Source organism: Alistipes putredinis DSM 17216 (assembly GCF_000154465.1).
GTDB classification, from domain to species: domain Bacteria; phylum Bacteroidota; class Bacteroidia; order Bacteroidales; family Rikenellaceae; genus Alistipes; species Alistipes putredinis.
On sequence record NZ_DS499580.1, the window covers coordinates 310,544 to 322,370 of the forward strand.

Sequence of the window (11,827 nt, forward strand, 5' to 3'; positions counted from 1 at the left end):
TTAATGATTTTAAACAGTCATACCGCCATCTACGCTCAAAACGGCACCATTGACGTAGGCCGCTTCGTCGGATGCGAGGTAGAGATAGGCGGCGGCGATCTCCTCGGGACGACCCAGGCGACCTACGGGAACTTTGGCCCGCATGCCGTCGAGTACATTCTCAGGCATCTTGGCAACCATTTCGGTTTCGATGAAGCCCGGGGCTACGGCATTGACCGTGATACCCTTACGTCCCAGTTCGCGGGCCATCGTTTTGGTCATACCGATCAGGCCGGCTTTCGTGGCCACGTAGTTGGTCTGGCCGAAGTTGCCGTAAAGCCCTACTACCGACGAGGCATTGACGATGCGTCCGTAGCCGGCTTCGAGCATGTAGTTCAACACGGCCTTGCAGCAGTAGAACGTGCCCGAAAGATTGACGTCGATCACGTTCTGCCACTGTTCGACGGTCATTTTCTTGAGCGTGCTGTCGTTGGTGATGCCGGCATTGTTGATCAGGATGTCGATCTTGCCGAACTTGTCGGCGACGCGCTTGGCCGCAGCGGTTACCGCCTCGAAATCGCTCGTATCGACCTTGTCGAAGGTGATGGCGAGCCCTTCGGCTGCGGCTTTTTTCTCCATTTCCTTACCGCGGGCTTCGTTACGTGCCCATACGACTACCTGTGCGCCTTCGCGTGCGAAACGCAGTGCCGTTGCTTCGCCGATACCGGCCGTGCCGCCCGTGACGATGGCGACTCTGTTCTCAAGTCTTTTCATGGTTATCTCTTTTTAGATGAATTCTTTGTTGTGTTTGAGTTTGGCGGTGCCCGTGATGCACTCTTTGCCGGCAGCATCGAGCAGCAGGCATTTGATCGTACCGATGTGTTTTTCGGTGTTTACGTCGATTACTTCGAATTCGGCCGTATATTTCTCCCCGGCGAAGACGGGTGCACGGAACGACATCTCCTGCGAGAGATAGATGGTGCCCTGTCCCGGGAAGAGCATTCCGAAGACCTTCGAGAATACGGAGGCCGAAAGGAATCCGTGCACGATGGGACGGCCGAACGGGGTTTTGGCTGCGAATTCCGGATCGAGGTGGATCGGGTTTTTGTCGCCCGTGATTTCGGCGAAAGCGATCACGCCTTCCTGCGTATAGGTCACTTCGTGACGGTATTTATCTCCTGTTTTGATCATGGCGGGCCTATTTTTTCATGGGTTTAAGATCCTTGGACACGATCAGGTGCGCTTCGGTAGCGGCCTGAACCTGTTCGACGGTGAATTCGGGGTTGATTTCCGTCAGCACGATGCCTTCCGGGGTAATCTCCATGACGCCCATTTCGGTTACGATCATGTTCACGGAGCCTTTGGCCGTCAGCGGCAGCGTACATTTCTTGAGGATTTTGGGTGCGCCTTTGGCCGTGTGTTCCATGGCCAGGATCACCTTGTCGGCACCCGTGAGCAGGTCCATCGCACCGCCCATGCCGGGGGCTTTCTTGCCCGGGATGATCCAGTTGGCCAGGTCGCCTTTTTCATCGACCTGCAAGGCTCCCAGTACCGAAGCGTTCACATGACCGCCGCGGATGATGCCGAACGAGGTGGCGCTGTCGAAGCACGAGGCGCCCTCGAGGGCCGTGACGAATCCGCCGCCGGCATTGATAAATTCGGGGTCTTCCTCGCCCGGTGCGGGGGTCGGGCCCATACCGAGCAGGCCGTTTTCGCTCTGCAGGAAGATTTGAACGCCTTCCGGCAGGTAATCGGGGACGGCCGTCGGCAGTCCGATACCGAGGTTCACCACGTCGCCGTCTTTGAGTTCCATCGCCACGCGTTTGGCGATGATTTCTCTGATCTGTTCCTTTTCCATAGATTTATGTCGTTTTTGTCTGTTCGTCGTACTGTCTTGAAACGGGGCGGTTCTGGAATCCGGGACCGTTTCCTATTTGCGGTGCATTCTGCGGGCCATCTCCTGGGCGATGAACGACGCCACGTCGTCGGCGTAGGTGTTCATGCCGAAGCCGGCGTCATAGCCCAGCTCTTTGGCCAGTTCGTGCGAGATGCGCGGGCCGCCGCACGCCAGAATCACTTTGTCGCGCAGCCCTTCGGCTTCGAGCATTTCGACCAGCTCCGTGAGGTTCTTGATATGGATATCCTTCTGGGTCACCGTCTGCGAAACCAGCAGGGCGTCGGCCTTGAGTTCGATCGCTTTGGCGATGAACTCTTCGTTGGTCACCTGGCTGCCCATGTTGAGGGCTTCGAACATCTCGTAGCGCTCCAGTCCGTAGTGGCCTGCGAAGCCTTTCATGTTCATAATGGCGTCGATACCTACCGTATGGGCGTCCGTGCCGGTGCTGGCGCCGATCACCACGATCGGGCGGCCGATCTGCTCGCGGATGAAGCTGTCCGTTTCGGCCATGTCCCATTTGGTCGATTCGACTTTCGGGACATGGATATTCGAATAATCGACCGTATGGGTGCAGCTTCCGTAGCAGTTGAAGAACGTGTAACCGGCCGTCAGCTCCCGGTGGAATACTACCTGCGGGTTCTCGAAGCCCATCTTTTTCATCAACTGTTTGGCCGCTTCGATGGCTTCGTCGCCGGCGGGCACGGGCAGTGTGAAACTCAACTGCGTTTTGCCGTCGTTCATTGTGTCGCCGTAGGGCTTTATCTTTTTCAGGTCGAGGGTCTGGTCGAAATCCCTGCCTTCGGTTGAATATAATCCTCCACTCATAGAATCAATATGCTAATATAGTTAAAATAAGGCGTTTGGTCGTACTTGCAGCATCGGAATATCATTTTTTCGCTGCGGCGCGACTGCCGTTTTTCATAATCTCCACGAAGGGGTTGTAGTAGTTGCGGCCCTTGCTGCTCACGCCCTCCAGACCCTTGCCGCCGTTCATGGGGCGTTTGATGTCGGCGAAGATTCCCTTCTCGAGCGCCGAGAAGAGTCCCTCTTTTTCGAGGCGTTCGAGAAGTGCGGTAGCTTTGTCCAACACCTCCTTGGCACGTTTGCGGATCAGTCCGCCTTCCTTGAACTCCACTTCGTCGCCGATGTTCTTCATGTTGTTGAAGATGTAGCGGGCGTTCTCGATGGAAAGGTAGCGGTCCGACATGAACGGGGTGTGGATGGCTTCGGTCGGCATACCTAACAACTGAATGCCCTGCGAAGTCCAGATGCCCACCATGTTGAACAGTGCGTCCTGGATATGTCCCCGGAAGATGTTGCCGGTCATGAACTTCGTCGGCGGCATATATTTCAGCGGAGCCTTGGGGAAGATCTCGCGGGTCATCTGCGCCTGCGCCAGCTCGTAGAGGAAGCCGTTTTCGAGCATTGGATCCATCTCGAAGGCGTGTCCCAGACCCATTTGCTCCTCGGGCAGGCCGGCCAGCAGGGCCAGTTGTTCGTTGATCAGGTCGGAAGCCAGCACCGTGTGAGCCTCCTCGACCGCGTCGGCTGTGGTGAGGTAGTTGTCCTCGCCCGTGTTGATGATTACGCCGGCGAAGCCGTTGATTACGCGCGACATATATTGATCGACCAGCGTGCGCTGCATGTTGATGTCGCGGAACAGAATGCCGTACAGGGCGTCGTTGAGCATCACATCCAGACCTTCGAGTGCGCCCATTACGGCGATCTCGGGCATGCAGAGGCCCGAGCAGTAGTTGCACAAGCGGATGTAGCGGCCGACCTCTTCGCCTACTTCGTCCAGAGCCTTGCGCATGATGCGGAAGTTCTCCTGGGTGGCGAACGTACCGCCGAATCCCTCGGTCGTCGCGCCGTAGGGCACGTAGTCGAGCAGGCTCTGGCCCGTGGTGCGGATTACGGCGATGATGTCGGCGCCCTGTCGGGCTGCGGCCTGTGCCTGTACGACATCTTCGTAGATGTTACCCGTCGCTACGATTACGTAGAGGTAGGGGCGCGGCCCTTCGCCGATGGTGGCGATGTAGTTTTCTCGACGCTGGCGGTTGGCTGCGATTTTGGCGATGCTGGCGTCGATATACGGTTTCAGCGCCGCTTCGCGCTCGGCTGCCGTACATACGGCCGAGCGGGTGATGTCGAGTTTGCCGGCAGCGATCTGCTCGGCGATTTGCTGGGGCGTGAGTCCCGTTTCGACGATCGCGTTGCCGAGGAAGAACAGGGCGCCTTCGCCCAATACGTTTTTCTCCCGCAGCTCTTCCACCACCACGTTCGGCAGCGGTACCGCGTTGGCATCCACGCCGTCGATGCCGATCAGACGGCACAGCGTCCGCTCGACGGCTACCGTCGTATAACCTTCCACAAAATCCTGCACCCCGTTGGCGATCTTGCGCGCTACGTCCCGGGCGTGTTCCACCTGGTTAAAGTCTATTCCTAATTTGCTTTTCATATCGTTCATGTAGGCTGTGCCGTACGGCTGCCGTCATTGGTTGTTTTTGAGTTCTTCGTTGCGTTCGATTCGCCGGAGGATCTCCGGGTCGATGCCCAGAATACGGGCGATCCGGATCGCTTCGTGCGGAACTTCGTCCGTCGTGACCTCCTCGAGTGAGTAGTCTATGAAATCGTTGATGTTTTTCAGCGTGATCCTCTCCTCCGCGTTCGTTTCCGAGAAGCCTTTTACCTTCAGCTTGCGGCACGGAGCCGCGATGCCGTTGTAGTGGGTGGTTACGAGCGAAGGGACTTCGTAGTCGGCCAGAAATTCGAGGACGCCGTTCACGATCGCCCTTCCTTCGACCGGATTGGTCGTGCGGGCCGGTTCGTCGATGAGAGCCAGCACCCGCCTGCCTGCCCGGACGCTTTTGGCCAGTTCGTCCATCCGCATCATCTCGGCCGCGAACGACGAGAGTCCGCTGAGCTGGTCCTGTCCGTCGCCGATGGAGCAGTGCACTTCGTCCACAAGGGCTATTTCCGCCCTTTCGGCCGCAATGTAAAATCCGAATTGCAGCATGTACTGGGCCAGCTCGACGCTGTGCAGCAACACGGTTTTGCCCGACATGTTGGCGCCGGTGATTACCGTAGGTCCCGTCGTCAGGCGGATGTTCACGGGCTGGAATCGCTTCCCGGCCGCTTCGAGCGAAATCCGCAACTCGGGGTTGAACAAGCCTCGGAAGGAGGTCGTGTCCTGCGTTATCGCGGGACGGGTAAGGCCCCAGTCGCGGGCCTGCATCGCCTTGGCGATCACCACATCGAGCCATCCCATCCGGTCGAGTGCCTGTTGCAACGCTTCGTGGTATTTCCGCAATTCGACGGAGAGTCTCTCCCGAATGCGGTCTTCGATTTCCACGCTGCGGAAATAGAGCTCCTGCACTTGAGACTCGTCGGCTCCGGCCTGTTTGCGTGCTTTGATCTGTTTGCGCAGGGTCGCCAGCTCCTCCGAGTAGGCGTCATAGACGAAGAAATGGGGGAGCCGGTTGCCTTCCGGATCGAGCAGATCGACGACCCCGTTCAGCTCGGGAAGTTCCGCAAGATGCCCTTGCGAAGCCAGTGGTCGAAGCTCTTCCGCCAGCAGCGCGAAAAACTTCAATTCGAACAGTTCGATGTCGTCGAATACGCAGTTGCCGCCCGTGCGTTCGATCGTTGAGCGGATGTCGCGCAGCAGGGCCAGTTTGCGGCGAATCGTTTCGGTGCGGTCGCGTCCCGCTTCGGTTTCGAGCAGGCGCAACACCGAGGCGATGCGGTCGTGTTCCGCCGTGATCGCCGACTCCTCGCCGAGCCATGTCATTTCATGGAGCATACGCCGCCCGACGGAGGAACAGATCTCCATTCCTTCGACGACGCAGCGCAGTCCGCTGGTATGTTGTATGGCCTCTTTGAGTCGCATTCGTTTTCTGGTTATTCGATGCAATTTTACACGGGTTCGCGTATTTATTTCACGGTCTCCGGCCGTATCAGAGCGTCTGACCTTCCTCTGACTCCCCTCCTCGGAGGGGACTTTAAGATCCTTGATTTTGTTCGTGTGTAGCCGTATTCGTTTCTATTCGGGCATTTTCTTTACGTCGTAAACCGGTATTTGCAACGCCTCCTGCATCGCTTCGCACAACCGTCGGGAGTCGAGTACCAGCCCCGACGGAGCCGTCGGATTGACCGTGACGGCCAGCAGCCGGCTGCGGTGCACCACCCTGATCCGGTGTCCCCGGCGCAGGAAGGCGTAAAACGCTTCGGGCGAGGCGAACACCCGCGTAAAGTCGCGGACGATCAACTCCACTTCCCGTTGTTGCGTTCGCAGCAGTTGGAACAGCTTGTCCGTGACGATGCCGGTGGCGTAAATCCGCCGGCCGTGCCGGAACAGGTTCTCTCCGCTCCGTTCGAGCATCAGCACCGAGGGTAATTCGAGGTCGATCGGTTCGCCGCCGCCGCTGACGGCCCACACCCCCTGTGTCAGAGGATCGAGCCGGGTACGCAGCGCATCCTCGATCTCTTCGATTCCGATCAGTTCGTAAACGTATTTCGTCTTGCGGACCAGTTCGGGAATATTTCCCGCGACGGCAGCTCCCGTGGCCAGGATCATCGCTTCGGTGACCGCCGGCGAAGCCAGGCTCAACCGCGACAGGGCGCCGTCCACGATCGTCGTGCCTACGCCCCGGGCTTTGAGCCGGTCGATCAGGGCTTTCAGGCCCGCCGTGTCCGAAGGTCCGGAGAGCAGCAATTTGCCGCTCATCCTCGCGCGGGCCGTTATCAGCCGCCCGAGCGCCGTCCGCTCCAGACTCACGTCGAGGACCTCGGCCGCGAGCCGTTTTTCCCGGTAGTGTTTCTCCGAGGTGACGAAGATCATTCCCTCGGGAATCTCGATCTCGGGCTTCGCCGTCTGGCACACCTGATCCCGGCTCTCGCCGTCGATTCCGACCGAAGTCAGGGCGAAACGCTCCGCCTGGCCGCCGAGTTGTCCCAGAATGTAGTTCAGACATTCGGTTTTACCCGTGTTCTTCTCCAGGCCGACGATGGCCAGGCTGCCGAAATCCGATATGTTCGTTACGAATCCCAATCCGGTGCGGGCTGGTCTTGCAGCGTTACGTTCTAAAGGTTGTGGTTACGGGTCTTGCGGCTCAATTCGGACGGCTCGAGCGAAAGACGTCCGCCGCTCAACAACTCGGCCACGCCTTCCTTCCGACGTGCTTTCTCGCACTCTTCGCAGTGGCATTCGTCCTTGTAGTCGGTCGGTTCCGTATAGGTCGTGATCACACCTTCGTAGTTGCGGAGTACCACGCGGTTCGGAGCCTGCGAGATGACATAGTTCGGCATGACAGGAATCTTGCCACCACCGCCCGGAGCGTCCACGACGAATGTCGGAACGGCGTAACCCGAGGTGTGTCCCCGGAGGTTCTCGATGATTTCGATGCCTTTCGATACCGGAGTGCGGAAGTGTCCGATGCCCAGCGACAGGTCGCAGATATAAATATAGTAGGGACGCACACGCATCTTCACCAGTTCGTGCACGAGCTTTTTCATGATGTGCGTGCAGTCGTTCACACCGCGCAGCAACACCGACTGGTTGCCCAGGGGAATACCGGCGTCGGCCAGACGTGCGCAGGCCTGCTTCGATTCGGGGGTCACTTCGTTCGGATGATTGAAGTGGGTGTTCAGCCAGATCGGGTGGTATTTCTTGAGCATGTTCACCAATTCCGGTGTGATGCGTTGAGGCAGCACGACCGGGGTGCGCGAGCCGATGCGGATGATCTCCACGTGGGGAATGGCACGCAGACGGCTGATGATATATTCGAGTTTTTCGTCGCTCACCAGCAGGGCGTCGCCGCCCGAGAGCAGCACGTCGCGTACCTGCGGTGTACGGGCGATGTAGTCGATGCAGTCGTCGATCTGTTTCTCGGGGGTTGCACAGTCGTGCTGGCCGGCGAAGCGGCGGCGCGTGCAGTGGCGGCAGTACATCGAGCACATGTCGGTAATCAGGAACAGTACCCGGTCGGGGTAACGGTGCGTCAGACCCGGTACGGGCGAGTCGCTGTCCTCATGCAGGGGATCTTCCAGGTCGGCGGGCGAGCGCTTCAGCTCCTCGACGGTAGGAATGGCCTGCTTGCGGATCGGGCAGTGCGGATTTTCCGGATCGATCAGCGTCAGGTAGTAGGGCGTGATGGCCATACGGAGCGTTTTGAGCGATTCACGGATGCCTTCCTCCTCTTCAGCGGTCAGCTTGATGTATTTCTTGAGCTCATCTACGGTCTCAATCCTGTTTTTTACCTGCCAGTGCCAGTCGTTCCATTGCTGGTCGGTCACTTCGGGAAAGAATTCTTTTCTGCGGCTCATTGCGGGTGTGAGAGGTGTCATTTGATTTTATTTGTTTCGTTCGATTGTTACGTTGTTGCGGTTTGTGTTTTTTCGCCGATGTAGCGAGCGTTTGTTTTCGCCGTCCGCTCATCGAAAACGAATGCGGCGGACGGCTATTTTCGATGAGTGCCTCCTGCCTCGGTAAGTCGGATCCGTCCTGCTTTTTTAATTTGCGCCGGGCGGGGACGATGAGGAAAGGCGGCAGGTGTCGTTCGTATCGGTTAGGCGTACAGCTCGGTGAATATCTTTCTCAAGGCTTCGCATTCGCGGAACTCCTGAAGCGTGATCTCCGCATGTCCCTTCGTATAGCCGTTTCCGATAATCATCGTCACGTCGCTGCCGACGCCTTCGGCGCCGAGAGCGGCTTTCGTGAAGCTCGTGGCCATCGAGAAGAAATAGACGATGCCCGTATTCTTCGTACAGAGGATGCTGGTCATTTCGGTGTCGGGAACATTCACATTGTTGATGGTGATGTCGCACATTTCGCCATTGGTCAGCTCCGTAATCTTTTCGAGTACCGGAATCGGCTGACGAGCGTCCATGCAGACGACCTCGTGGCAGAAGCCCAACTTGTCCAGGCGCTCCTTCTCCTCGGGACTGTAACAGAGTCCGATCACTTTGCCCGTTACGCCGACCCGCTTGCGAGCCTCGTAGCAGCAGAGCATGCCGGATTTGCCAGCTGCGCCGATAATCAGCACCGTGTTGCCGGGGCGAACCAGTTTGGCTACCTGTGCCGGAGCTCCGGCCACGTCGAGGGCCGACATTACCAGCTTTTCGGGCAGGTCGGAAGGTATTTTGGCGTAGATGCCGCTTTCGAACAGGATCGCCTTGCCATCGATATCGACCTGATCGACATCGGGGCGAATCTCCTTGATCTTGTCGATCCGCAGCGGAGTAAGCGACAGCGAAACCAGCGTGGCGATCTTGTCGCCTACCTTGAGGTCGGTCTTGCCGACGAGCGCGTCGCCGATCTTCTCGACCGTACCCAGCAGCATGCCGCCCGATCCGGTTACCGGATTGCGGTGTTTTCCTTGTTTTTCGACGATGTCGAGCATGATCTCGGCGATCTTGGCTTTGTCGCCTCCGGCCTGGTTCGAGATCTGGGTGAAGCTGGCCGAGTCGATGTTGAGGGTCTGTACGTCGATTAGGATCTCGTTGTCGTAGATCTCGTCCATGTTGTTGTCCAGCTTGTCTGCCGGCTGGGGAAGCACGCCCTTCGGGGAGATTACCCGGTGTGTGCCGTATTTATGTCCTTTTTTCATTATGGTGTTTTGTTGTGTTGCAGTGTTGATGTTTTTTGGGTGATCTTATTTCTTGAGTCCCAGAATGCGGCGAGCTTCGTCCGGTGTAGCGACCTCGCGTCCGAACTCTTTGGCCATGCGAACGACCTTCTCGACCAGTTCGCCGTTGGATTTGGCCGGAACGCCTTTGGAGAGATAGACGTTGTCCTCGAAACCTACGCGCACGTGGCCGCCGTCGATGATCGCCAGGGCCGCCAACGGAAATTCGTAGCGTCCCACGCCGGCTACCGTGTAGGTCGCATCGGCCGGAATGCTGCCCCGCAGGAAGACGAAATCCCGGATGTCGCCTCCGATGCCGCCGTTCACACCCATCACGAAGTCGAAATGCATGGGGTCGGCGATATAGCCCTTCTTGTGCAGGCGGAGCGCCATTTCGATCATACTCTTGTCGAAGACCTCCAGCTCGGGTTTGATGCCCCGCTCGATCATCTTCTGACCGAAGTACTTGATCGTGTTCTCCGTGTTCTCGAAGATTTCATCGCCGCCGAAATTGAGCGTGCCGCAGTCGAGGGTCGCCATTTCGGGGAGCAGCTCCGTAGGTTGCAGCCGTTCGTCGTTGGTCATGCCGACGGCACCTCCCGTCGAAGGCTGGATGATTACGTCCGGGCAAACCGCACGGATAGCGTCCATAACCTGTTTGAAGCGGTTTTTATCCTGCGTGGGTTGGCCGTCGTCGTTGCGCACGTGCAGGTGGATGATGCTCGCGCCGGCATCGTAGGCCGACTTGGCCTCCCGGGCGCACTCTTCCACCGTGTAGGGGACTGCGGGGTTGTGTTCCTTGAGTACTTCCGCTCCGCAGATCGCGGCCGTTATGATCAGTTTTTCCATGGGGTCTTTGGTTGAAAAGTTTGAAAATGGTTGAATTCCGTTGCTTTGTCCGATGTGGCGGCTAAACCTGTTCGGACCTGTTCGCCGAGAATTTCCGGTCGCATCGGCCGTTTTCTCTCTCCGGCGCTCCTGCCTGCGGTCTTCGCATCGCGGGACGCTTTCGTGTCCGGAACGGGCCGAAAATTCCGTTAGCGGCTCTCAGGGATGCGCTGGTCCTCTTTTTTTACGACGCACGTGCCGCTGGCACGGCAGACCACGACGGGCTCTTTGAGTACGTCGGCCGCAGAGGGCGAGATGTCGGGGCGTGCAGCGACCACTTTGCGGGCTTCGAAGACCATCTTGCGCGAGGTGTTGCCCACCTTCACGATTTCGCCCACCGCTTCGATATAATCGCCGGCATAGACCGGGGCGAGAAATTCGACGTTGTCGTAGGCCACGAACAGTCCTTCGTCGCCGTCGTGCATGATCAACAGTTCGGTGGCCACGTCGCCGAACAGATGCACCATATGGGCGCCGTCCACCAGATTGCCTCCGTAATGAGCGTCTTTGGCACTCATCCGAAGCCGTATCATTGATTTTTCCATAACCTGATATTTTTAATTCGATTGAGATGCGGATTTGTTCTTTCGGCCGTTCGGTTATTTGGCCGGAGCGACCATGTAATCTACGAAGATACCCGGCGTGCGGACCGCTTCGGGGGCTATCGCTCCGGTTTCTACCAGCTCCCGCACCTCGGCGATCACCAGGTCGGCTGCGGTGGCCATCAACGGGTTGAAATTCTGTGACGTGCCTTTATAGACCAGGTTGCCCGATCGGTCGGCCAGGCTCGCGCCGAGCAGGGCTACGTCGGCCCGCAGCGGTTTTTCGAGCAGGTAATCCTTGCCATCGACGTTGATGATTTGTTTGCCTTCGGCTACGATCGTTCCGAGTCCGACCGGAGTGAGCACACCGCCCAGACCTGCCCCGCCCGAACGAACCCGTTCGGCCAGCGTTCCCTGCGGGCAGAATTCGATCTCCAGTTCGCCGCTGTTCATCTGCTCGCTGGTGCAGGGGTTGGTGCCGATGTGCGATACGATCACTTTGCGGACCTGCTTCCCGGCGATCAGCCGTCCGCAGCCTTTGTCCGGATAAGCCGTATCGTTCACGATGAGGGTGAGGTCCTTTACGCCCGATTCAACCAGTGCGTCGATGATCGCGTGGGGGCTTCCGTTGCCCAGAAAGCCGCCGATCATGACCGTCATTCCGTCTTTTACCATTCCCGCCGCTTCGGCAGCAGATATAAGCTTCTTCATATGGTGATTGATTTTACTTAAAATTAACAATATCAGTCTTTAATCTAACAAAATTAAACATTTGACGAATGATTTGCAATGATTTCGACGTTTTTTTGTCGATAATCGGTCACTTCTTCTCCGAAAGAGTGGAATCTTCGGATCCGATCGCGCGGAAGCGGGTGTTCGGAAGGACCTGAAAAAGT

The 11,827-nt window shown here is 57.8% G+C and carries 12 protein-coding genes; all 12 read right to left on the reverse strand.

Annotation, left to right across the window (positions count from 1 at the left end; all coding sequences use genetic code 11):
• Positions 1 to 9 precede the first annotated feature (9 nt).
• Positions 10 to 753 (reverse strand): 3-oxoacyl-[acyl-carrier-protein] reductase, encoded by a 744-nt coding sequence (gene fabG, locus ALIPUT_RS10245; RefSeq protein ID WP_004329860.1) that lies wholly within the window; start codon positions 751 to 753, stop codon positions 10 to 12.
• 12 nt (positions 754 to 765) lie between these two features.
• Positions 766 to 1,170 carry a MaoC family dehydratase gene (locus ALIPUT_RS10250; RefSeq protein ID WP_004329861.1) on the reverse strand — a complete coding sequence of 135 codons (405 nt, stop codon included), beginning with the start codon at positions 1,168 to 1,170 and terminating at the stop codon, positions 766 to 768.
• 7 nt (positions 1,171 to 1,177) lie between these two features.
• Positions 1,178 to 1,837 carry a 3-oxoacid CoA-transferase subunit B gene (locus ALIPUT_RS10255; RefSeq protein WP_004329862.1) on the reverse strand — a complete coding sequence of 220 codons (660 nt, stop codon included), beginning with the start codon at positions 1,835 to 1,837 and terminating at the stop codon, positions 1,178 to 1,180.
• 72 nt (positions 1,838 to 1,909) lie between these two features.
• Entirely contained in the window at positions 1,910 to 2,701 is a 792-nt protein-coding gene (kamE, locus tag ALIPUT_RS10260) for a lysine 5,6-aminomutase subunit beta (RefSeq protein ID WP_004329863.1), read from the reverse strand.
• A gap of 61 nt (positions 2,702 to 2,762) precedes the next feature.
• Positions 2,763 to 4,334 (reverse strand): lysine 5,6-aminomutase subunit alpha, encoded by a 1,572-nt coding sequence (gene kamD / locus ALIPUT_RS10265; protein ID WP_147554456.1) that lies wholly within the window; start codon positions 4,332 to 4,334, stop codon positions 2,763 to 2,765.
• 33 nt (positions 4,335 to 4,367) lie between these two features.
• Positions 4,368 to 5,765, reverse strand: a complete 1,398-nt coding sequence (gene kamC / locus ALIPUT_RS10270) for a lysine 5,6-aminomutase reactivase ATPase KamC (protein ID WP_004329865.1) — start codon at positions 5,763 to 5,765, stop codon at positions 4,368 to 4,370.
• A gap of 153 nt (positions 5,766 to 5,918) precedes the next feature.
• A complete protein-coding gene (gene kamB / locus ALIPUT_RS10275) occupies positions 5,919 to 6,926 on the reverse strand; it encodes a lysine 5,6-aminomutase reactivase subunit KamB (protein WP_004329866.1) in 1,008 nt (335 codons plus the stop codon).
• 32 nt (positions 6,927 to 6,958) lie between these two features.
• Complete coding sequence (gene kamA / locus ALIPUT_RS10280) at positions 6,959 to 8,221, reverse strand: lysine 2,3-aminomutase (RefSeq protein ID WP_229034914.1); 1,263 nt, start codon at positions 8,219 to 8,221, stop codon at positions 6,959 to 6,961.
• Between the two features lie 221 nt (positions 8,222 to 8,442).
• Entirely contained in the window at positions 8,443 to 9,486 is a 1,044-nt protein-coding gene (gene kdd, locus ALIPUT_RS10285; RefSeq protein WP_275203427.1) for an L-erythro-3,5-diaminohexanoate dehydrogenase, read from the reverse strand.
• 42 nt (positions 9,487 to 9,528) lie between these two features.
• Entirely contained in the window at positions 9,529 to 10,350 is an 822-nt protein-coding gene (gene kce, locus ALIPUT_RS10290) for a 3-keto-5-aminohexanoate cleavage enzyme (protein ID WP_004329869.1), read from the reverse strand.
• Positions 10,351 to 10,538: 188 nt separating this feature from the next.
• Positions 10,539 to 10,934 carry a 3-aminobutyryl-CoA ammonia lyase gene (kal, locus tag ALIPUT_RS10295; protein WP_004329871.1) on the reverse strand — a complete coding sequence of 132 codons (396 nt, stop codon included), beginning with the start codon at positions 10,932 to 10,934 and terminating at the stop codon, positions 10,539 to 10,541.
• Positions 10,935 to 10,988: 54 nt separating this feature from the next.
• On the reverse strand, positions 10,989 to 11,642 hold the full coding sequence (locus tag ALIPUT_RS10300) for a CoA transferase subunit A (RefSeq protein ID WP_004329872.1): 654 nt from the start codon (positions 11,640 to 11,642) through the stop codon (positions 10,989 to 10,991).
• Between the last annotated feature and the right edge of the window lie 185 nt (positions 11,643 to 11,827).